This window comes from Pseudomonas sp. S3E17 (genome assembly GCF_024168685.1).
Classification (GTDB): Bacteria; Pseudomonadota; Gammaproteobacteria; order Pseudomonadales; family Pseudomonadaceae; genus Aquipseudomonas; species Aquipseudomonas marginalis.
Genome location: NZ_JALJWE010000001.1, coordinates 4035294 through 4057378, shown reverse-complemented (window position 1 = coordinate 4057378; position 22085 = coordinate 4035294). Strand labels below are relative to the sequence as shown.

Sequence of the window (22085 nt, the reverse complement as noted above, 5' to 3'; positions counted from 1 at the left end):
AGATGAAATGGAAAAGATGAATGACATGATGAAGATGAAATAACTGTATAAAATATAACCAAATCATCTGTGGCGCAAGCTCGCGAACGCTGGGCTTGCTGAACGGTGTCCGTGCGCAGGGCAAAACTTGTAATTAGTCCCTGATCTTGTATGGTTGGTTCCCTTTTGAATCTGAGCCTTGCGGGTCTGTTATGAAGTCGGTTGAAGAGCAGCTAGCGCTGATAAAACGTGGTGCGGAAGAACTGTTGGTCGAGGCCGAGCTGATCGAAAAGCTCAAGCGTGGCCAACCCCTGCGTATTAAGGCTGGCTTCGATCCAACGGCGCCGGACCTGCACCTGGGTCATACCGTGCTTATTAATAAGCTGCGTCAGTTCCAGGAGTTGGGGCATCAGGTGATCTTCCTTATAGGTGATTTCACCGGGATGATCGGCGATCCGAGCGGTAAAAGTGCGACGCGCCCGCCACTGACCCGTGAGCAGGTTCTCGATAATGCCGAGACCTATAAGACCCAGGTATTCAAGATTCTTGATCCGGCCAAGACCGAGGTGGCGTTTAACTCTACCTGGATGGATCAGATGGGGCCGGCGGACTTCATTCGCCTTACTTCCCAATACACCGTGGCGCGCATGCTTGAGCGTGATGACTTCGATAAGCGCTATTCAACCAATCAGCCGATCGCGATTCATGAGTTCCTGTATCCGCTGGTTCAGGGTTATGACTCGGTAGCGCTGCGCGCGGATGTTGAGTTGGGTGGTACCGACCAGAAATTCAACCTGCTGATGGGGCGTGAGTTGCAGCGTGCTTATGGTCAGGAAGCTCAGTGCATCCTGACCATGCCGTTGTTGGAAGGATTGGATGGCGTCAAGAAAATGTCCAAGTCTCTGGGCAACTATGTCGGCATCCAGGAAGCTCCGGGTGTGATGTACGGCAAGCTGGTCTCTATCCCGGATGCCTTGATGTGGCGCTACTTCGAACTGTTGAGTTTCCGCTCGATGGATGAGATCGATGCGCTGCGTGCGGATGTAGAGGCGGGCGCCAATCCGCGTGACGTGAAGATCAAGCTGGCGGAAGAGATCGTTGCGCGTTTCCATGGTGAAGAGGCAGCGGCCAGTGCTCACCGTGCGGCAGGTAATCGCATGAGGGACGGCGAGCTGCCGGATGATCTACCTGAGATTGAATTGACGGCTACTGAGGCCATGCCGATTGCGGCAGTCCTTAATAAGGCGGGCCTGGTGAAAAACTCGGCGGTCGCGCGTGACCTTCTGGGGTCTGGCGGTGTGCGTATAGATGGTGAGGTGGTGGATCGCACCTTTATATATGAGCTGGGTGCTACCCACGTTTGTCAGGCGGGGAAGAAGGCATTTGCGCGTATTACGCTCAAATCCGAATAAACCTGAAATTAAGTGTTGACGGCGAATTGTATCTGTCTATAATTCGCCCCACTTCCGGCGCAGTCGAAACGTAAAACTCCTTGGTAAACAATGAGTTATGCAGGATAAGGCAGCGGTTTGCTTCAGTTCATCGAAGCCCAGAAGGAGTTGGTAGAGTCGTGTTGTTTGACGCTATTAACGATTCGATCTTCTCGGTCGAAAGTGGAGAAAAAGAGGTGTTGACAGCAGCGTGTAACGCTGTAGAATTCGCCTCCCGCTGACGAGAGATCGCAAGCGCAAGTGGTTGAAGTTGTTGAAGAAATCTTCGAAAGCTTCTGAAAATAATCACTTGACAGCAAATGAGGCTGCTGTAGAATGCGCGCCTCGGTTGAGACGAAAGCTCTTAACCAACCGCTCTTTAACAACTGAATCAAGCAATTCGTGTGGGTGCTTGTGGAGTCAGACTGATAGTCAACAAGATTATCAGCATCACAAGTTACTCCGCGAGAAATCAAAGAATAACCAACGATTGCTGAGCCAAGTTTAGGGTTTCTTAAAAACCCAAAGATGTTTGAACTGAAGAGTTTGATCATGGCTCAGATTGAACGCTGGCGGCAGGCCTAACACATGCAAGTCGAGCGGTAGAGAGAAGCTTGCTTCTCTTGAGAGCGGCGGACGGGTGAGTAATGCCTAGGAATCTGCCTGGTAGTGGGGGATAACGTTCGGAAACGGACGCTAATACCGCATACGTCCTACGGGAGAAAGCAGGGGACCTTCGGGCCTTGCGCTATCAGATGAGCCTAGGTCGGATTAGCTAGTTGGTGGGGTAATGGCTCACCAAGGCGACGATCCGTAACTGGTCTGAGAGGATGATCAGTCACACTGGAACTGAGACACGGTCCAGACTCCTACGGGAGGCAGCAGTGGGGAATATTGGACAATGGGCGAAAGCCTGATCCAGCCATGCCGCGTGTGTGAAGAAGGTCTTCGGATTGTAAAGCACTTTAAGTTGGGAGGAAGGGCCATTACCTAATACGTGGTGGTTTTGACGTTACCGACAGAATAAGCACCGGCTAACTCTGTGCCAGCAGCCGCGGTAATACAGAGGGTGCAAGCGTTAATCGGAATTACTGGGCGTAAAGCGCGCGTAGGTGGTTTGTTAAGTTGGATGTGAAATCCCCGGGCTCAACCTGGGAACTGCATTCAAAACTGACTGACTAGAGTATGGTAGAGGGTGGTGGAATTTCCTGTGTAGCGGTGAAATGCGTAGATATAGGAAGGAACACCAGTGGCGAAGGCGACCACCTGGACTGATACTGACACTGAGGTGCGAAAGCGTGGGGAGCAAACAGGATTAGATACCCTGGTAGTCCACGCCGTAAACGATGTCAACTAGCCGTTGGGAGCCTTGAGCTCTTAGTGGCGCAGCTAACGCATTAAGTTGACCGCCTGGGGAGTACGGCCGCAAGGTTAAAACTCAAATGAATTGACGGGGGCCCGCACAAGCGGTGGAGCATGTGGTTTAATTCGAAGCAACGCGAAGAACCTTACCAGGCCTTGACATCCAATGAACTTTCCAGAGATGGATTGGTGCCTTCGGGAACATTGAGACAGGTGCTGCATGGCTGTCGTCAGCTCGTGTCGTGAGATGTTGGGTTAAGTCCCGTAACGAGCGCAACCCTTGTCCTTAGTTACCAGCACGTCATGGTGGGCACTCTAAGGAGACTGCCGGTGACAAACCGGAGGAAGGTGGGGATGACGTCAAGTCATCATGGCCCTTACGGCCTGGGCTACACACGTGCTACAATGGTCGGTACAGAGGGTTGCCAAGCCGCGAGGTGGAGCTAATCCCAGAAAACCGATCGTAGTCCGGATCGCAGTCTGCAACTCGACTGCGTGAAGTCGGAATCGCTAGTAATCGCGAATCAGAATGTCGCGGTGAATACGTTCCCGGGCCTTGTACACACCGCCCGTCACACCATGGGAGTGGGTTGCACCAGAAGTAGCTAGTCTAACCTTCGGGAGGACGGTTACCACGGTGTGATTCATGACTGGGGTGAAGTCGTAACAAGGTAGCCGTAGGGGAACCTGCGGCTGGATCACCTCCTTAATCGACGACATCAGCTGCTCCATAAGTTCCCACACGAATTGCTTGATTCATTGAAGAAGACGATAAGAAGCAGCCCGAAATTGGGTCTGTAGCTCAGTTGGTTAGAGCGCACCCCTGATAAGGGTGAGGTCGGCAGTTCGAATCTGCCCAGACCCACCAATTTTGTGTGGGAAACGCCTGTAGAAATACGGGGCCATAGCTCAGCTGGGAGAGCGCCTGCCTTGCACGCAGGAGGTCAACGGTTCGATCCCGTTTGGCTCCACCACTACTGCTTCTGCGTTATGAAAGCTTAGAAATGAGCATTCCATCAGTATGATGGTGAATGTTGATTTCTAGTCTTTGATTAGATCGTTCTTTAAAAATTTGGGTATGTGATAGAAAGATAGACTGAACGTTACTTTCACTGGTAACGGATCAGGCTAAGGTAAAATTTGTGAGTGGCTCTTAATTGAGTATGATCGAATTTTCGGCGAATGTCGTCTTCACAGTATAACCAGATTGCTTGGGGTTATATGGTCAAGTGAAGAAGCGCATACGGTGGATGCCTTGGCAGTCAGAGGCGATGAAAGACGTGGTAGCCTGCGAAAAGCTTCGGGGAGTCGGCAAACAGACTTTGATCCGGAGATGTCTGAATGGGGGAACCCAGCCATCATAAGATGGTTATCTTGTACTGAATACATAGGTGCAAGAGGCGAACCAGGGGAACTGAAACATCTAAGTACCCTGAGGAAAAGAAATCAACCGAGATTCCCTTAGTAGTGGCGAGCGAACGGGGACTAGCCCTTAAGTGGCTTTGAGATTAGCGGAACGCTCTGGAAAGTGCGGCCATAGTGGGTGATAGCCCTGTACGCGAAAATCTCTTAGTCATGAAATCGAGTAGGACGGAGCACGAGAAACTTTGTCTGAATATGGGGGGACCATCCTCCAAGGCTAAATACTACTGACTGACCGATAGTGAACTAGTACCGTGAGGGAAAGGCGAAAAGAACCCCGGAGAGGGGAGTGAAATAGATCCTGAAACCGTATGCGTACAAGCAGTGGGAGCCCACTTTGTTGGGTGACTGCGTACCTTTTGTATAATGGGTCAGCGACTTATTTTCAGTGGCGAGCTTAACCGAATAGGGGAGGCGTAGCGAAAGCGAGTCTTAATAGGGCGTCTAGTCGCTGGGAATAGACCCGAAACCGGGCGATCTATCCATGGGCAGGTTGAAGGTTGGGTAACACTAACTGGAGGACCGAACCGACTACCGTTGAAAAGTTAGCGGATGACCTGTGGATCGGAGTGAAAGGCTAATCAAGCTCGGAGATAGCTGGTTCTCCTCGAAAGCTATTTAGGTAGCGCCTCATGTATCACTGTAGGGGGTAGAGCACTGTTTCGGCTAGGGGGTCATCCCGACTTACCAAACCGATGCAAACTCCGAATACCTACAAGTGCCGAGCATGGGAGACACACGGCGGGTGCTAACGTCCGTCGTGAAAAGGGAAACAACCCAGACCGTCAGCTAAGGTCCCAAAGTTATGGTTAAGTGGGAAACGATGTGGGAAGGCTTAGACAGCTAGGAGGTTGGCTTAGAAGCAGCCACCCTTTAAAGAAAGCGTAATAGCTCACTAGTCGAGTCGGCCTGCGCGGAAGATGTAACGGGGCTCAAACCATACACCGAAGCTACGGGTATCACGTAAGTGATGCGGTAGAGGAGCGTTCTGTAAGCCTGTGAAGGTGAGTTGAGAAGCTTGCTGGAGGTATCAGAAGTGCGAATGCTGACATGAGTAACGATAATGGGTGTGAAAAACACCCACGCCGAAAGACCAAGGTTTCCTGCGCAACGTTAATCGACGCAGGGTTAGTCGGTCCCTAAGGCGAGGCTGAAAAGCGTAGTCGATGGAAAACAGGTTAATATTCCTGTACTTCTGGTTATTGCGATGGAGGGACGGAGAAGGCTAGGCCAGCTTGGCGTTGGTTGTCCAAGTTTAAGGTGGTAGGCTGAGATCTTAGGTAAATCCGGGATCTTAAGGCCGAGAGCTGATGACGAGTTACCTTTTAGGTAACGAAGTGGTTGATGCCATGCTTCCAAGAAAAGCTTCTAAGCTTCAGGTAACCAGGAACCGTACCCCAAACCGACACAGGTGGTTGGGTAGAGAATACCAAGGCGCTTGAGAGAACTCGGGTGAAGGAACTAGGCAAAATGGCACCGTAACTTCGGGAGAAGGTGCGCCGGTGAGGGTGAAGGACTTGCTCCGTAAGCTCATGCCGGTCGAAGATACCAGGCCGCTGCGACTGTTTATTAAAAACACAGCACTCTGCAAACACGAAAGTGGACGTATAGGGTGTGACGCCTGCCCGGTGCCGGAAGGTTAATTGATGGGGTTAGCTAACGCGAAGCTCTTGATCGAAGCCCCGGTAAACGGCGGCCGTAACTATAACGGTCCTAAGGTAGCGAAATTCCTTGTCGGGTAAGTTCCGACCTGCACGAATGGCGTAACGATGGCGGCGCTGTCTCCACCCGAGACTCAGTGAAATTGAAATCGCTGTGAAGATGCAGTGTATCCGCGGCTAGACGGAAAGACCCCGTGAACCTTTACTATAGCTTTGCACTGGACTTTGAATTTGCTTGTGTAGGATAGGTGGGAGGCTTTGAAGCGTGGACGCCAGTCTGCGTGGAGCCAACCTTGAAATACCACCCTGGCAACTTTGAGGTTCTAACTCAGGTCCGTTATCCGGATCGAGGACAGTGTATGGTGGGTAGTTTGACTGGGGCGGTCTCCTCCTAAAGAGTAACGGAGGAGTACGAAGGTGCGCTCAGACCGGTCGGAAATCGGTCGTAGAGTATAAAGGCAAAAGCGCGCTTGACTGCGAGACAGACACGTCGAGCAGGTACGAAAGTAGGTCTTAGTGATCCGGTGGTTCTGTATGGAAGGGCCATCGCTCAACGGATAAAAGGTACTCCGGGGATAACAGGCTGATACCGCCCAAGAGTTCATATCGACGGCGGTGTTTGGCACCTCGATGTCGGCTCATCACATCCTGGGGCTGAAGCCGGTCCCAAGGGTATGGCTGTTCGCCATTTAAAGTGGTACGCGAGCTGGGTTTAGAACGTCGTGAGACAGTTCGGTCCCTATCTGCCGTGGACGTTTGAGATTTGAGAGGGGCTGCTCCTAGTACGAGAGGACCGGAGTGGACGAACCTCTGGTGTTCCGGTTGTCACGCCAGTGGCATTGCCGGGTAGCTATGTTCGGAATAGATAACCGCTGAAAGCATCTAAGCGGGAAACTAGCCTCAAGATGAGATCTCACTGGGACCTTGAGTCCCCTGAAGGGCCGTCGAAGACTACGACGTTGATAGGTTGGGTGTGTAAGCGCTGTGAGGCGTTGAGCTAACCAATACTAATTGCCCGTGAGGCTTGACCATATAACACCCAAGCAATTTGCGTCGAAAGGCCAGATTGCGGTGTGTGAAGACGCAATGAACCGAAAGTTCGAGATTTCACAAAACACCGACAGCTGTCACATACCCAATTTGCTGAAGCGAGGCCCGCTGGCCACGACTCAGTACCCGAATTTCTTGACGACCATAGAGCATTGGAACCACCTGATCCCATCCCGAACTCAGCAGTGAAACGATGCATCGCCGATGGTAGTGTGGGGTTTCCCCATGTGAGAGTAGGTCATCGTCAAGATTAAATTCCGAAACCCCATTTGCGAGAGCAGATGGGGTTTTGTTTTGGGCGGTCGAAAAGTGCGAAGAGGCGCCTCGGGAGGGGCTTCAATGCTAAAGTCCGGCCTTTCTATGCAATGACCCTGCGCATGGCTATCATGCGTGCCTCATTGTGAGGCGATACTTGCATGCTGACGTTGTTAGAACTTCTAAAAGATGGCCGATTCCATTCCGGAGAAGCACTTGGCGCAGCCCTGGGCGTTAGTCGCAGTGCAGTCTGGAAGCAGCTCCAGCATCTTGAGGCCGAATTGAATCTGCCGGTCCACAAGGTTCGTGGGAGGGGATATCAATTAGCTTCGCCGCTGGTTTTCTTGAGTTCCGAGCAGATTGCACTGCATACGTCTTCCCTCGCGTGGCCTATCCATATCTACGACTCCATCGACTCGACAAATGCCGAGGCTCTGCGCCTTGTTGAGGTTGAGCGTGCGACGCCGTACCTGGTGCTTGCGGAGCAGCAAACGGCGGGAAGAGGGCGACGTGGTCGAAAGTGGGTCAGCCCATTTGCTCAGAATGTGTATTACAGCCTCTTATTGCGTATCGAGAATGGTCCTCGACAGCTGGAAGGCCTGAGCCTCGTGGTTGGCTTAGCGGTCATGCAGGCACTGCGAGAGTCTGGAGTGCGGGGTGCGGCTTTGAAGTGGCCAAACGACGTCCTGGTGGGGCAGAAGAAGATTGCCGGGATTTTACTGGAGCTCGTAGGGGATCCTGCGGATATTTGCCACGTTGTCCTCGGCATCGGTATTAACGTGAATATGCAGAAGTCTGAAGAGGTTGATCAGCAATGGACGTCAGTGCAGTTGGAGACGGGGTCTCCAGTTGATCGTAACTCTCTGGTGGCACGCCTGTGCTTGCAGTTGCAAAGCTACTTGGATCGACACAGGGCGCTAGGTTTTTCATCGCTTCGGGATGAGTGGGAAAAAGGTCATGCCTGGCAGGGAAAGGCGGTGTCACTCATAGCGGGTGCCAACCGTATCGATGGGGTGGTGCTGGGTATCGACGGTCAGGGGGCACTACGTTTAAGTGTCGGTGGTGTTGAGAAAACATACAGTGGTGGTGAGTTAAGCCTGAGGTTGCGTGATGATTCTTGAGCTCGACTGTGGGAATAGCTTCATCAAGTGGCGCGTACTTGATTTGGATCGGGCGACGGCATCTGCAGAAGGTGTCGCTAGTTCGGATGTTGCATTGATTGAAAGCCTGTCAGTGCTGCCTGGTGTGTTACTGACACATTGCCGGTTGGTGAGTGTTCGTGCTCTGGACGAAACAAAAAATCTGGTTGATGCGCTGGTGGAGGCCTTTGGCGTTGCGGTTTCCTGTGCTGTTTCTGCGCGAGAAATGGCTGGGGTGCGCAACGGTTACGAAGATTTCGAGCGTCTTGGTCTTGATCGCTGGTTAGCAATGCTGGGCGGCTTCAAATTGGCCTCGGGCGCATGCCTGGTGCTTGATTTCGGCACGGCTGCTACTGCAGATTTTGTTGCCGGTGATGGTGAGCATTTAGGTGGCTTCATCTGTCCTGGTATGCCCCTCATGCGCAATCAGCTGCGCACGCATACGCGCAAGATACGTTACGACGATGCAGCTGCTGAAAGAGCCTTGGAGCGCCTATCGCCAGGGCATACGACCGTAGAGGCTGTAGAGCGTGGCTGTACGTTGATGCTCAGAGGGTTTGTGCTGACCCAGCTTGAGCTGGCCCGAAGTTATTGGGGGGATAACTTCACTGTATTCCTGACGGGGGGCGATGCTGATTTGGTGAGGGATGCGGTGCCTCAGGCTCGACTCGTTCCTGATTTGATTTTCGTAGGTCTGGCAATGGCGTGCCCTTTATCTTGAGGTGTTTATGCGTTGGCTGTTTTTGCTTTTATTGATCCTGAACGCCTTCTACTACATATGGCATCAGCAAGAGACGCCGTTGCGTGCTAAAGACGTGACCCCTCTGAGCCTCTATCGGAATACGCAGCAGGATATTCGCCTGCTGAGCGAGTCTTCCGACGCTGTAGTGCGCAAGGATCGGGCTAAGGCATCTGATGCGCAAAATACTTGCTTATACATTGGTGGCTTTGCCGACCAGCGACAGGCGCAATTCCTTGAGCAGCGCCTCACTAGCCTGGATATAAAGGTTAAGGTGCAGCTGCTGAGTGCTCCTGATGCGCAAGGTTACTGGCTTCGAGTTGCCCCGGAAAGCCGACGCCTGGCTGACGACCTACCCTTTGAAAACCTTGCTAAGGAATTCAATGAGTTAAAACACAAAATAATGCTGTGCGAAGGCATTGCAACTCTCGAATAGTTTGCATAGAATGGCGCCCGCTCCGCAGTGAAGACCTTTAAGGTCTAAGGCGCGAAGCGAAGGTCAATGCAGCTAACCTCATATTTTTAATGAGAAAATGCTTGACAGAAGGCCGGCGTGATGTAGAATGCCGGCTCGCTTAGGAGGGGTTCCCGAGCGGCCAAAGGGATCAGACTGTAAATCTGACGTCTACGACTTCGAAGGTTCGAATCCTTCCCCCTCCACCATTTTAGCGTGAGCTGCAAGCTCCGCGGGTATAGTTTAGTGGTAGAACCTCAGCCTTCCAAGCTGATGATGCGGGTTCGATTCCCGCTACCCGCTCCAAGTTTGCAGGTTGTGCATTGTGTTTCGCTCTTGTAGCTCAGTTGGTAGAGCACACCCTTGGTAAGGGTGAGGTCAGCGGTTCAAATCCGCTCAAGAGCTCCATATAACAAGGCAGATATGAAAATATCTGCCTTTGTTTTAACGGCTGGCTCGGCTTGATGGTGTTCAGATCGCTTGTTGTTGAGTGATTTCAAGTCTTTGGGGGTTGGTTGTTGTAAAGTCTTTTTCGGGTCTGCATAGTGGTCGGCCTGATTTTGTTTTAGGTCAGTAGCTCAATTGGCAGAGCGACGGTCTCCAAAACCGTAGGTTGGGGGTTCGATTCCCTCCTGACCTGCCAGATTCACGTGGTGTGTCTGGCTTTCTTTTCACAGGATCTTCATAGATGACTCCTAAGGCTGAAGCTCAAAGCTCTCGTTTCGATCTCGTCAAGTGGCTCGCTGTGGTCGCTTTGGTGGTCGTGGGCGTTGTTGGCAACCAGTACTATTCTGCTTCGCCGATCCTGTACCGCGTTCTCGTTTTGCTCGCCCTTGCTGCTGTAGCTGCCTTTGTAGGCCTGCAGACTGCCAAAGGCAAGTCTTTCGCGGTCCTGGTGAAGGAAGCTCGCACCGAGATTCGTAAAGTCGTTTGGCCAACTCGCCAAGAAACCACGCAGACCACGTTGATTGTTGTGGCTGTTGTTCTGGTTATGGCGTTGCTGTTGTGGGGGCTTGATTCCCTGCTCGGCTGGCTTGTTTCCTTGATTGTTGGCTAAGGGTGTCCCGTGGCTAAGCGTTGGTACGTTGTGCATGCTTACTCGGGTTACGAGAAGCATGTTATGCGCTCTTTGCTGGAGCGCGTAAAGCTGGCAGGCATGGAAGATGGCTTCGGCGAAATTCTGGTTCCCACTGAAGAAGTGGTTGAAATGCGGAATGGTCAGAAGCGCAAGAGTGAGCGCAAGTTCTTTCCTGGCTACGTGCTGGTACAGATGGACATGAACGAAGGTACTTGGCACTTGGTCAAGGACACTCCTCGTGTTATGGGTTTTATCGGCGGTACTGCTGATAAGCCTGCTCCGATCACTGACAAAGAGGCAGAAGCAATTCTGCGTCGTGTCGCCGACGGTAGCGACAAGCCCAAGCCGAAGACGTTGTTCGAGCCGGGTGAGGTTGTTCGTGTCACAGATGGTCCGTTTGCTGATTTCAACGGGACCGTCGAAGAGGTTAACTACGAAAAGAGCCGGATCCAGGTCGCGGTGCTCATTTTCGGTCGCTCTACTCCGGTAGAGTTGGAATTCAGCCAGGTCGAGAAGGTCTAGCTGAGTAAGCATCCCAACCCCGCAGCCTTAGGCTGTGGGGTTTTGTCGTCACTGGGATAAACGCGCAAGTAACCGGGGAGCCTTTCGAGGCGCTTGAACCCGTAATTGGAGTGCCTCATGGCCAAGAAGATTACCGCTTACATCAAGCTGCAAGTGAAGGCCGCTCAGGCCAACCCAAGCCCACCTGTTGGTCCAGCCCTGGGTCAGCACGGCGTGAACATCATGGAATTCTGCAAGGCTTTCAACGCCCGTACTCAGGGTCTTGAGCCAGGTCTGCCGACTCCAGTGATCATCACTGTATACAGCGACCGTAGCTTCACTTTCGAAACCAAGTCGACCCCGGCTTCGGTTCTGCTGAAGAAGGCTGCTGGTCTGACTAGCGGTTCCGCTCGTCCTAACACCGTTAAGGTTGGCACCGTAACTCGTGCTCAGCTGGAAGAAATCGCGAAAACCAAAAACGCGGATCTGACTGCAGCTGATATGGATGCAGCCGTGCGTACCATCGCCGGTTCTGCTCGTAGCATGGGCCTTAACGTGGAGGGTGTGTAATGGCTAAGCTGACCAAGCGCCAAAAGGCTATCGCCGGCAAAATCGAAGCGGGCAAGTCCTACAATTTTGTAGACGCTGCTGCTCTGCTGACCGAGCTGTCGACTGTCAAGTTCAGCGAGTCCGTTGACGTTGCTGTAAACCTGGGTGTTGACCCACGTAAATCTGACCAGGTCGTTCGTAGCGCTACTGTGCTGCCACACGGTACTGGTAAGACTGTTCGTGTAGCTGTCTTCACCCAAGGCCCTGCAGCTGAAGCTGCTCTGGCCGCCGGCGCTGACCGCGTTGGTATGGACGACCTGGCTGCCGAAATGAAAGGCGGGGACCTGAACTACGACGTAGTTATTGCTTCCCCGGATGCAATGCGTGTTGTGGGTCAATTGGGTCAGATCCTGGGTCCACGTGGCCTGATGCCTAACCCTAAGGTCGGCACCGTAACGCCAGACGTAGCTACCGCGGTTAAAAACGCCAAGGCTGGTCAGGTTCGTTATCGCACCGACAAAAACGGCATCATTCACACCTCCGTTGGCAAGGTCGGCTTCGACGCCGTCAAGCTGAAGGAAAACGTTGAAGCCCTGATCGCCGATCTGAAGCGTATCAAGCCAGCTTCCTCGAAAGGTATCTACGTCAAGCGCGTTACCCTGAGCACCACCATGGGCCCAGGCCTGGTCATCGACCAAGGCTCGCTGGACGTATAAGACACAAATTGGCGTAAGCGATTGCGCCAATTGAAAGATTGGGGTCCCTGCCTGGCGGGGGCTATCCAAGACCGTAGGCGACGCAAGTCTTAAACCAACAAGCCTACGCAGATGGTGCTCCCGGTTCCTTACCGAATCAGACACCAAAACGACATCCGGCTCCGGCCAGATGAAACGGTAACAAGCAGGAGTTAAACCCGTGGCAATTAATCTCGAAGACAAGAAGGCCATCGTCGCTGAAGTCAACGAGGCTGCCAAAGCTGCTCTGTCCGCTGTCGTGGCTGATGCCCGTGGTGTGACAGTAGGCGCTATGACCGGACTCCGTAAAGAGGCTCGTGAAGCTGGCGTATACGTACGTGTTGTACGTAACACCCTGCTCAAGCGCGCCGTTGCTGACACTGAATACAGTGTCCTCAACGACGTGTTCACTGGCCCGACTCTGATTGCCTTCTCCAAGGATCATCCAGGCGCTGCTGCCCGTTTGTTCAAAGAGTTCGCTAAGAGTCAGGATAAGTTCGAGATCAAGGCAGCTGCGTTCGAGGGCAAGTTCCTCGCAGCTAACCAAATCGACGTACTGGCAACACTGCCGACCCGCAACGAAGCCATTTCGCAGCTGATGAGCGTGATTCAAGGCGCTACCAGCAAGCTGGCTCGTACTCTGGCTGCAGTTCGCGAGCAAAAAGAAGCTGCCGCGGCCTAAGGCTGAGCAACTTCTCTCGCGTATTTTTGTTTATTTCGATGGCCGCGTAGGCCGTCCCCCAATTCAGGAAATACAGCAATGTCTATCTCCCAAGACGATATCCTCAACGCCGTAGCTGAAATGTCGGTTCTGCAGGTTGTTGAGCTGATCAAAGCTTTCGAAGAAAAATTCGGCGTTTCCGCTGCCGCTGCTTCCGCTGGCCCAGCTGCTGCTGCTGCCGTTGTTGAAGAGCAAACCGAATTCAACGTCATGCTGACCGAAGCTGGCGAGAAGAAAGTAAACGTGATCAAGGCAGTACGTGAACTGACCGGTCTGGGCCTGAAAGAAGCCAAGGCTGTAGTTGACGGCGCTCCTGCCATGGTTCTGGAAGCTGTTGCCAAAGAAGCAGCTGACAAAGCCAAAGCTACTCTGGAAGAAGCAGGCGCTAAAGTCGAGCTGAAGTAAGCATCGACCTTGCGTCTCCAGCCCAAGCGTTAAGCTGAAGGCTGATGGCTGGTGGCTCTTGCCACCGGCCTTTTTCCGTTCTTGGCTGTCGACTCGGTCGCCGCCATTAACGCGCTGTAGCCACCCGATGCGGTGGTGCAAACCATGGGGTTTGCAAGATTTTCTGGCTGCTCCCGTCGGGAGGGCCAAACAAGCAGGTGACCAAGCTGGGGAACGCTGATGGCTTACTCATATACTGAGAAAAAACGTATCCGCAAGGACTTTAGCAAGTTGCCGGACGTCATGGATGTCCCGTACCTTCTGGCTATCCAGCTGGATTCGTATCGTGAATTCTTGCAGGCGGGAGCGACCAAAGATCAGTTCCGCGACGTGGGCCTGCATGCGGCCTTCAAATCCGTTTTCCCGATCATCAGCTACTCCGGCAATGCTGCGCTGGAGTACGTCGGTTATCGCCTGGGCGAACCGGCATTTGATGTCAAAGAATGCGTGTTGCGCGGTGTTACGTACGCCGTACCTTTGCGGGTAAAAGTCCGTCTGATCATTTTCGACAAAGAGTCGTCGAACAAAGCGATCAAGGACATCAAAGAGCAAGAAGTCTACATGGGCGAAATCCCATTGATGACTGAGAACGGTACCTTCGTTATCAACGGTACCGAGCGCGTTATCGTTTCCCAGCTGCACCGTTCCCCGGGCGTGTTCTTCGACCACGACCGCGGCAAGACGCACAGCTCCGGCAAGCTCCTGTACTCCGCGCGGATCATTCCGTACCGCGGTTCGTGGTTGGACTTCGAGTTCGATCCGAAAGACTGCGTGTTCGTGCGTATCGACCGTCGTCGCAAGCTGCCGGCCTCGGTACTGCTGCGCGCGCTCGGCTACACCACTGAGCAAGTCCTGGATGCGTTCTACACCACCAACGTATTCAGCCTGAAGGATGAAACCCTCAAGCTGGAGCTGATCGCTTCGCGTCTGCGTGGTGAAATTGCTGTCCTGGACATTCAGGATGAAAAGGGCAAGGTCATCGTTGAGGCTGGCCGTCGTATCACTGCGCGCCACATCAACCAGATCGAAAAAGCGGGTATCAAAGAGCTGGAAGTTCCCCTGGACTATGTCCTGGGCCGTACTACCGCGAAGGTCATCGTTCACCCGGCTACAGGCGAAATCCTGGCTGAGTGCAACACCGAGCTGAACACCGAGATCCTGGCGAAAATCGCCAAGGCGCAGGTTGTTCGCATCGAGACCCTGTACACCAACGATATCGACTGCGGTCCGTTCGTCTCCGACACCCTGAAGATCGACTCCACCAGCAACCAATTGGAAGCGCTGGTAGAAATCTATCGCATGATGCGTCCTGGCGAGCCACCAACCAAAGACGCCGCAGAAACCCTGTTCAACAACCTGTTCTTCAGTCCTGAGCGCTACGACCTGTCTGCGGTCGGCCGGATGAAGTTCAACCGTCGTATCGGTCGCACCGAGATCGAAGGTTCGGGTGTGCTGTGCAAGGAAGACATCGTTGCGGTCTTGAAGACTCTGGTCGACATCCGTAACGGCAAAGGCATCGTCGATGACATCGACCACCTGGGTAACCGTCGTGTTCGCTGCGTAGGCGAAATGGCCGAGAACCAGTTCCGCGTTGGCCTGGTGCGTGTTGAGCGTGCGGTCAAAGAACGTCTGTCGATGGCTGAAAGCGAAGGCCTGATGCCGCAAGACCTGATCAACGCCAAGCCAGTGGCTGCGGCGGTGAAAGAGTTCTTCGGTTCCAGCCAGCTCTCGCAGTTCATGGACCAGAACAACCCGCTTTCCGAGATCACCCACAAGCGCCGTGTTTCCGCACTGGGCCCGGGCGGTCTGACCCGTGAGCGTGCTGGCTTTGAAGTGCGTGACGTACACCCGACTCACTACGGTCGTGTATGCCCAATCGAAACGCCGGAAGGCCCGAACATCGGTCTGATCAACTCCCTGGCCGCCTATGCGCGCACTAACCAGTACGGCTTCCTTGAGAGCCCGTACCGTGTGGTGAAAGACGCTCTGGTCACCGACGAGATCGTGTTCCTGTCTGCCATCGAAGAAGCTGATCACGTGATCGCTCAGGCTTCGGCCACGATGAACGACAAGAAAGTCCTGATCGACGAGCTGGTAGCTGTTCGTCACCTGAACGAGTTCACCGTCAAGGCGCCGGAAGACGTCACCTTGATGGACGTATCGCCGAAGCAGGTAGTTTCGGTCGCCGCGTCGCTGATCCCGTTCCTGGAACACGATGACGCCAACCGTGCGTTGATGGGTTCCAACATGCAGCGTCAAGCTGTACCGACCCTGCGTGCCGACAAGCCGCTGGTAGGTACCGGCATGGAGCGTAACGTAGCCCGTGACTCCGGCGTTTGCGTCGTGGCTCGTCGTGGCGGCGTGATCGACTCCGTTGATGCCAGCCGTATCGTGGTTCGTGTTGCTGATGACGAAGTTGAAACCGGTGAAGCCGGTGTCGACATCTACAACCTGACCAAATACACCCGCTCGAACCAGAACACTTGCATCAACCAGCGTCCGCTGGTGCGCAAGGGTGATCGCGTTCAGCGTAGCGACATCATGGCTGACGGTCCGTCCACCGACATGGGTGAGCTGGCTCTGGGTCAGAACATGCGCATCGCGTTCATGGCATGGAACGGCTTCAACTTCGAAGACTCCATCTGCCTGTCCGAGCGTGTGGTTCAAGAAGATCGCTTCACCACGATCCACATTCAGGAACTGACCTGTGTGGCGCGTGACACCAAGCTTGGGCCAGAGGAAATCACTGCAGACATCCCGAACGTGGGCGAAGCTGCACTGAACAAGCTGGACGAAGCCGGTATCGTTTATGTAGGCGCTGAAGTGGGTGCGGGCGACATCCTGGTTGGTAAGGTCACTCCGAAAGGCGAGACCCAACTGACTCCGGAAGAGAAGCTGCTGCGTGCCATCTTCGGTGAAAAAGCCAGCGACGTTAAAGACACCTCCCTGCGTGTACCTACCGGTACCAAGGGTACTGTCATCGACGTACAGGTCTTCACCCGTGACGGCGTCGAGCGTGATGCGCGTGCGCTGTCCATCGAGAAGACCCAGCTCGACGAGATCCGCAAGGACCTCAACGAAGAGTTCCGTATCGTTGAAGGCGCGACCTTCGAACGTCTGCGTTCCGCCCTGGTAGGCCACAAGGCTGAAGGCGGCGCAGGCCTGAAGAAAGGTCAGGACATCACCGACGAAATCCTCGACGGTCTTGAGCACGGCCAGTGGTTCAAACTGCGCATGGCTGAAGATGCTCTTAATGAGCAGCTCGAGAAGGCTCAGGCCTATATCGTGGATCGTCGCCGTCTGCTGGACGACAAGTTCGAAGACAAGAAGCGCAAACTGCAGCAGGGCGATGACCTGGCTCCAGGCGTGCTGAAAATCGTCAAGGTTTACCTGGCAATCCGTCGCCGCATCCAGCCGGGCGACAAGATGGCCGGTCGTCACGGTAACAAAGGTGTGGTCTCCGTGATCATGCCGGTTGAAGACATGCCGCACGATGCCAATGGCACCCCGGTCGACGTCGTCCTCAACCCATTGGGCGTACCTTCGCGTATGAACGTTGGTCAGATCCTTGAAACCCACCTTGGCCTAGCGGCTAAAGGTCTGGGCGAGAAGATCAATCGTATGATCGAAGAGCAGCGCAAGGTTGCTGACCTGCGTAAGTTCCTGCACGAGATCTACAACGAGATCGGCGGTCGTAAGGAAGAGCTGGATACCTTCTCCGACCAGGAAATCCTGGATCTGGCGAAGAACCTGCGCGGTGGCGTTCCAATGGCTACCCCGGTGTTCGACGGTGCCAAGGAAAGCGAAATCAAGGCCATGCTGAAACTGGCAGACCTGCCAGAAAGCGGCCAGATGCAGCTGTTCGACGGCCGTACCGGCAACAAGTTCGAGCGCCCGGTTACTGTTGGCTACATGTACATGCTGAAGCTGAACCACTTGGTAGACGACAAGATGCACGCTCGTTCTACCGGTTCGTACAGCCTGGTTACCCAGCAGCCGCTGGGTGGTAAGGCTCAGTTCGGTGGTCAGCGTTTCGGGGAGATGGAGGTCTGGGCACTGGAAGCATACGGTGCTGCTTACACTCTGCAAGAAATGCTCACAGTGAAGTCGGACGATGTGAACGGTCGTACCAAGATGTACAAAAACATCGTGGATGGCGATCACCGTATGGAGCCGGGCATGCCCGAGTCCTTCAACGTGTTGATCAAAGAAATTCGTTCCCTCGGCATCGATATCGATCTGGAAACCGAATAACACGTGACGCGAATCGAGAGCGGGGCTGTTTAGCCCGCTCTCTGCTCCGCCAGGAGGAAAGGCCTTGAAAGACCTACTGAATTTGCTGAAAAACCAGGGTCAAGTCGAAGAGTTCGACGCCATCCGTATTGGATTGGCATCGCCTGAGATGATCCGTTCGTGGTCGTTCGGTGAAGTTAAAAAGCCGGAAACCATCAACTACCGTACGTTCAAACCTGAGCGTGACGGCCTGTTCTGCGCCAAGATCTTTGGCCCGGTAAAGGATTACGAGTGCCTGTGCGGTAAGTACAAGCGCTTGAAGCACCGTGGTGTGATCTGCGAAAAGTGTGGCGTTGAAGTTGCACTGGCCAAGGTTCGTCGTGAGCGCATGGCGCACATCGAGCTGGCTTCGCCGGTTGCCCACATCTGGTTCCTGAAATCGCTGCCGTCCCGTATCGGCTTGCTGATGGACATGACCCTGCGTGATATCGAACGCGTTCTCTACTTCGAGAGCTATGTCGTTATCGATCCAGGCATGACTACCCTTGAAAAAGGTCAGCTGCTGAACGACGAGCAGTACTTCGAGGCGTTGGAAGAGTTCGGTGATGATTTCGATGCCCGCATGGGTGCCGAAGCTGTCCGCGAACTGCTGCACGCTATCGACCTGGAGCACGAGATTGGTCGTCTGCGCGAAGAAATTCCGCAAACCAACTCCGAAACCAAGATCAAGAAACTGTCCAAGCGTCTGAAGTTGATGGAAGCCTTCCAGGGTTCCGGCAACCTGCCAGAGTGGATGGTGCTGACTGTTCTGCCGGTTCTGCCGCCGGATCTGCGTCCGCTGGTACCGTTGGATGGCGGTCGCTTCGCGACTTCCGACCTCAACGACCTGTACCGCCGTGTGATCAACCGTAACAACCGCTTGAAGCGCCTGCTCGATCTGTCCGCTCCGGACATCATCGTGCGCAACGAAAAGCGTATGTTGCAGGAAGCTGTCGATGCACTGCTCGACAACGGTCGTCGTGGCCGCGCTATCACCGGTTCCAACAAGCGTCCTCTGAAATCCTTGGCTGACATGATCAAGGGTAAGCAAGGTCGTTTCCGTCAGAACTTGCTCGGTAAGCGTGTTGACTACTCTGGTCGTTCGGTAATTACCGTAGGCCCGACCCTGCGTCTGCACCAGTGCGGTCTGCCTAAGAAGATGGCACTTGAGCTGTTCAAGCCATTCATCTTCGGCAAGCTGGAAATGCGCGGTCTCGCGACCACCATCAAAGCGGCCAAGAAAATGGTCGAGCGCGAGCTGCCAGAGGTTTGGGACGTTCTCGCTGAAGTGATTCGCGAACACCCGGTTCTCCTCAACCGTGCACCGACCCTTCACCGTCTGGGTATCCAGGCGTTTGAACCGGTACTGATCGAAGGTAAGGCTATCCAGCTGCACCCTCTGGTCTGTGCTGCGTACAACGCCGACTTCGACGGCGACCAAATGGCCGTGCACGTACCGCTGACACTGGAAGCCCAGTTGGAAGCGCGTGCGTTGATGATGTCGACCAACAACATTCTGTCGCCAGCCAACGGTGAGCCAATCATCGTTCCGTCGCAGGACGTTGTATTGGGTCTGTACTACATGACCCGTGAGGCGATCAACGCCAAAGGCGAAGGTCGTGTGTTCGCTGACCTGCAGGAAGTTGACCGTGTGTTCCGTGCCGGCGAAGCCGCACTGCACGCCAAGGTCAAAGTGCGTATCAACGAAACTGTCAACGACCGTGATGGCGGCAGCGTGAGCGGCACCCGTATTGTCGACACCACCGTTGGTCGTGCGCTGTTGTACCAGGTTGTGCCAAAAGGCCTGTCGTACGACGTCGTCAACCTGCCGATGAAGAAAAAGGCGATCTCCAAGCTGATCAACCAATGCTATCGCGTGGTTGGCCTGAAAGAGACCGTGATCTTCGCTGACCAGTTGATGTACACCGGTTTTGCCTATTCGACCATTTCCGGCGTTTCCATCGGTGTTAACGACTTCGTTATCCCTGATGAAAAAGCCCGCATCATCAGTGCTGCTACTGATGAAGTGAAAGAGATCGAAAGCCAGTACGCCTCGGGCCTGGTAACACAGGGCGAGAAGTACAACAAAGTGATCGACCTTTGGTCCAAGGCCAACGACGAAGTGTCCAAGGCGATGATGGCCAACCTCTCGAAAGAGAAAGTCATCGACCGTCACGGCGACGAAGTTGACCAAGAGTCCTTCAACTCGATGTACATGATGGCTGACTCGGGCGCACGGGGTTCTGCTGCGCAGATCCGTCAGCTCGCCGGTATGCGTGGCCTGATGGCCAAGCCGGACGGCTCCATCATCGAAACGCCGATTACTGCGAACTTCCGTGAAGGTTTGAGCGTACTCCAGTACTTCATCTCCACTCACGGTGCTCGTAAAGGTCTGGCGGATACCGCGTTGAAAACGGCTAACTCCGGTTACCTGACGCGTCGTCTGGTAGACGTTGCGCAAGATCTGGTTGTCACCGAGATCGACTGCGGCACCGAGCACGGCCTGCTGATGACTCCGCACATTGAAGGCGGTGACGTTGTAGAGCCGCTGGGTGAGCGCGTATTGGGTCGTGTTATTGCCCGTGACGTATTCAAGCCAGGTACCGAGGAAGTTATTGTTCCTGCCGGCACTCTGGTTGATGAGAAGTGGGTCGAGTTCATCGAACTCAACAGCATCGATGAAGTGATCGTTCGCTCGCCGATCAGCTGCGAAACCCGCTACGGCATTTGCGCCAAGTGCTACGGTCGTGACTTGGCTCGTGGCCACCAGGTGAACATCGGTGAAGCGGTCGGCGTTATTGCCGCCCAGTCCATCGGTGAGCCGGGTACCCAGCTGACCATGCGTACGTTCCACATTGGTGGTGCGGCAAGCCGGACCTCCGCAGCCGACAGCGTTCAGGTGAAGAATGGCGGTACTGTCCGCCTGCACAACCTGAAGCACGTTGAGCGAGTGGATGGTCACCTGGTTGCTGTGTCCCGTTCCGGTGAGCTGGCAATCGCTGATGACTACGGTCGTGAGCGTGAGCGCTACAAGCTGCCGTACGGTGCTGTGATTTCGGTTAAAGAGGGTGACAAGGTCGACGCTGGCGCAATCGTGGCCAAGTGGGATCCGCACACTCACCCAATCGTTACCGAAATGAAAGGTACCGTGACCTACGTGGGCATGGAAGAAGGCATCACGATCAAGCGTCAGACTGACGAATTGACCGGTATGACCAACATTGAAGTACTCGACGCGAAAGATCGTCCTGCTGCCGGTAAGGACATCCGTCCTGCTGTGAAGATGGTCGACGACAACGGCAAGGATCTGTTGCTGCCAGGCACTGACGTAATCGCTCAGTACTTCCTGCCAGCCAACGCCCTGGTCGGTGTAGCGGATGGTGCGAAGATCGCGATCGGTGATGTTATCGCGCGTATCCCGCAAGAAACTTCGAAGACCCGCGACATCACCGGTGGTTTGCCGCGTGTTGCCGACTTGTTCGAAGCTCGTCGTCCGAAAGAAGCGTCGATTCTGGCAGAAGTCAGCGGCACCATCGCGTTCGGTAAAGAAACCAAGGGCAAGCGCCGTCTGGTCATTACCCCGAACGACGGTACCGATCCGTACGAAGAGCTGATTCCAAAGTGGCGTCACCTGAACGTGTTTGAAGGCGAACAGGTAAACCGCGGCGAAGTGATCTCCGACGGCCCGAGCGATCCACACGACATCCTGCGTCTGCTGGGTGTGAGTGCGCTGGCCAAGTACATCGTCAACGAGATCCAGGACGTTTACCGCCTGCAAGGCGTGAAGATCAACGATAAGCACATCGAGACCATCCTGCGTCAGATGCTGCGTAAAGTTGAGATCGCTGAATCCGGCGATTCCAGTTTCATCAAGGGCGACCAGATGGAACTGACTCACGTGCTGGTGGAAAACGAGCGTCTGGCTGGCGAAGAGAAATTCGTTTCCAAGTTCACTCGTGTATTGCTGGGTATCACCAAGGCGTCGTTGTCCACTGAGTCGTTCATCTCGGCGGCCTCCTTCCAGGAGACCACTCGCGTACTGACCGAAGCAGCGGTAACCGGCAAGCGCGATTACCTGCGCGGCCTGAAAGAGAACGTGGTCGTGGGTCGTCTGATCCCGGCTGGTACCGGTTTGGCCTATCACAGCGAGCGTAAGCGTCGCCGTGATGCTGACAAGCCGTTGCGCGTAAGCGCCAGTGAAGTGGAAGCTGCACTGACCGAAGCACTGAACTCAAGCGGTAACTGAGTTCTGCGGTAAATAAGTCTGGGCCCTGGCAGTCCCATTCGTCGGATCA

Annotated in this window: 12 protein-coding genes, 6 tRNA genes and 3 rRNA genes; all 21 read left to right on the top strand. The window is 54.3% G+C overall.

Annotated elements, in window-relative coordinates; genetic code table 11:
• The first annotated feature begins 191 nt into the window (after window positions 1-191).
• The 21 genes from tyrS (at window position 192) to rpoC (ending at window position 22036) form a co-directional block, all read left to right on the top strand.
• Window positions 192-1391 (top strand): tyrosine--tRNA ligase, encoded by a 1200-nt coding sequence (tyrS, locus tag J3D60_RS18260; RefSeq protein WP_027605883.1) that lies wholly within the window; start codon window positions 192-194, stop codon window positions 1389-1391.
• Window positions 1392-1943: 552 nt separating this feature from the next.
• Window positions 1944-3480, top strand: a 16S ribosomal RNA gene (locus J3D60_RS18255).
• A gap of 82 nt (window positions 3481-3562) precedes the next feature.
• A tRNA-Ile gene (locus tag J3D60_RS18250) sits at window positions 3563-3639 on the top strand.
• Between the two features lie 30 nt (window positions 3640-3669).
• Window positions 3670-3745, top strand: a tRNA-Ala gene (locus J3D60_RS18245).
• A 249-nt stretch (window positions 3746-3994) separates the two neighbouring features.
• Window positions 3995-6886, top strand: a 23S ribosomal RNA gene (locus J3D60_RS18240).
• Between the two features lie 152 nt (window positions 6887-7038).
• Window positions 7039-7154, top strand: a 5S ribosomal RNA gene (gene rrf, locus J3D60_RS18235).
• The 16S, 23S and 5S rRNA genes sit together here with 2 tRNA genes alongside, the layout of an rRNA operon.
• Window positions 7155-7320: 166 nt before the next feature.
• Window positions 7321-8280, top strand: coding sequence for a bifunctional biotin--[acetyl-CoA-carboxylase] ligase/biotin operon repressor BirA (birA, locus tag J3D60_RS18230; protein ID WP_253492255.1), 960 nt, complete (start codon window positions 7321-7323; stop codon window positions 8278-8280).
• Window positions 8270-9019, top strand: a complete 750-nt coding sequence (locus tag J3D60_RS18225; RefSeq protein ID WP_065942265.1) for a pantothenate kinase — start codon at window positions 8270-8272, stop codon at window positions 9017-9019. Before birA ends, J3D60_RS18225 begins: the two co-directional genes overlap by 11 nt.
• Before the next feature lie 7 nt (window positions 9020-9026).
• The gene (locus J3D60_RS18220; RefSeq protein ID WP_253492253.1) at window positions 9027-9473 is read left to right on the top strand and encodes a hypothetical protein; all 447 of its coding nucleotides are present in this window, start codon (window positions 9027-9029) and stop codon (window positions 9471-9473) included.
• A 142-nt stretch (window positions 9474-9615) separates the two neighbouring features.
• Window positions 9616-9700 (top strand) — tRNA-Tyr (locus J3D60_RS18215).
• 23 nt (window positions 9701-9723) lie between these two features.
• Window positions 9724-9797: transfer RNA gene (locus J3D60_RS18210), tRNA-Gly, on the top strand.
• A 26-nt stretch (window positions 9798-9823) separates the two neighbouring features.
• Window positions 9824-9899 (top strand) — tRNA-Thr (locus J3D60_RS18205).
• Window positions 9900-10058: 159 nt separating this feature from the next.
• Window positions 10059-10134 (top strand) — tRNA-Trp (locus tag J3D60_RS18200).
• A gap of 45 nt (window positions 10135-10179) precedes the next feature.
• A complete protein-coding gene (secE, locus tag J3D60_RS18195) occupies window positions 10180-10548 on the top strand; it encodes a preprotein translocase subunit SecE (RefSeq protein ID WP_027605162.1) in 369 nt (122 codons plus the stop codon).
• 9 nt (window positions 10549-10557) lie between these two features.
• On the top strand, window positions 10558-11091 hold the full coding sequence (nusG, locus tag J3D60_RS18190) for a transcription termination/antitermination protein NusG (protein WP_003176436.1): 534 nt from the start codon (window positions 10558-10560) through the stop codon (window positions 11089-11091).
• A gap of 117 nt (window positions 11092-11208) precedes the next feature.
• On the top strand, window positions 11209-11640 hold the full coding sequence (rplK, locus tag J3D60_RS18185) for a 50S ribosomal protein L11 (protein ID WP_003176435.1): 432 nt from the start codon (window positions 11209-11211) through the stop codon (window positions 11638-11640).
• Complete coding sequence (gene rplA / locus J3D60_RS18180) at window positions 11640-12335, top strand: 50S ribosomal protein L1 (protein WP_003176434.1); 696 nt, start codon at window positions 11640-11642, stop codon at window positions 12333-12335. The genes rplK and rplA overlap by 1 nt, the downstream gene beginning before the upstream one ends.
• 199 nt (window positions 12336-12534) lie before the next feature.
• Window positions 12535-13035, top strand: coding sequence for a 50S ribosomal protein L10 (rplJ, locus tag J3D60_RS18175; protein ID WP_003176433.1), 501 nt, complete (start codon window positions 12535-12537; stop codon window positions 13033-13035).
• Window positions 13036-13113: 78 nt separating this feature from the next.
• The gene (gene rplL / locus J3D60_RS18170) at window positions 13114-13479 is read left to right on the top strand and encodes a 50S ribosomal protein L7/L12 (protein ID WP_027605163.1); all 366 of its coding nucleotides are present in this window, start codon (window positions 13114-13116) and stop codon (window positions 13477-13479) included.
• A gap of 219 nt (window positions 13480-13698) precedes the next feature.
• Window positions 13699-17772 (top strand): DNA-directed RNA polymerase subunit beta, encoded by a 4074-nt coding sequence (rpoB, locus tag J3D60_RS18165; RefSeq protein WP_027605164.1) that lies wholly within the window; start codon window positions 13699-13701, stop codon window positions 17770-17772.
• Between the two features lie 64 nt (window positions 17773-17836).
• Complete coding sequence (gene rpoC / locus J3D60_RS18160) at window positions 17837-22036, top strand: DNA-directed RNA polymerase subunit beta' (protein ID WP_065942264.1); 4200 nt, start codon at window positions 17837-17839, stop codon at window positions 22034-22036.
• Window positions 22037-22085: the final 49 nt, after the last annotated feature.

Excerpts from the sequence above, each read along its gene's own strand:
- birA (WP_253492255.1), top strand. The coding sequence starts at position 7,321 with ATGCTGACGTTGTTAGAACTTCTAAAAGATGGCCGATTCCATTCCGGA.
- rpoB (WP_027605164.1), top strand. The coding sequence starts at position 13,699 with ATGGCTTACTCATATACTGAGAAAAAACGTATCCGCAAGGACTTTAGC.
- J3D60_RS18220 (WP_253492253.1), top strand. The coding sequence starts at position 9,027 with ATGCGTTGGCTGTTTTTGCTTTTATTGATCCTGAACGCCTTCTACTAC.
- rplL (WP_027605163.1), top strand. The coding sequence starts at position 13,114 with ATGTCTATCTCCCAAGACGATATCCTCAACGCCGTAGCTGAAATGTCG.
- secE (WP_027605162.1), top strand. The coding sequence starts at position 10,180 with ATGACTCCTAAGGCTGAAGCTCAAAGCTCTCGTTTCGATCTCGTCAAG.
- rplA (WP_003176434.1), top strand. The coding sequence starts at position 11,640 with ATGGCTAAGCTGACCAAGCGCCAAAAGGCTATCGCCGGCAAAATCGAA.
- tyrS (WP_027605883.1), top strand. The coding sequence starts at position 192 with ATGAAGTCGGTTGAAGAGCAGCTAGCGCTGATAAAACGTGGTGCGGAA.
- rplK (WP_003176435.1), top strand. The coding sequence starts at position 11,209 with ATGGCCAAGAAGATTACCGCTTACATCAAGCTGCAAGTGAAGGCCGCT.
- J3D60_RS18225 (WP_065942265.1), top strand. The coding sequence starts at position 8,270 with ATGATTCTTGAGCTCGACTGTGGGAATAGCTTCATCAAGTGGCGCGTA.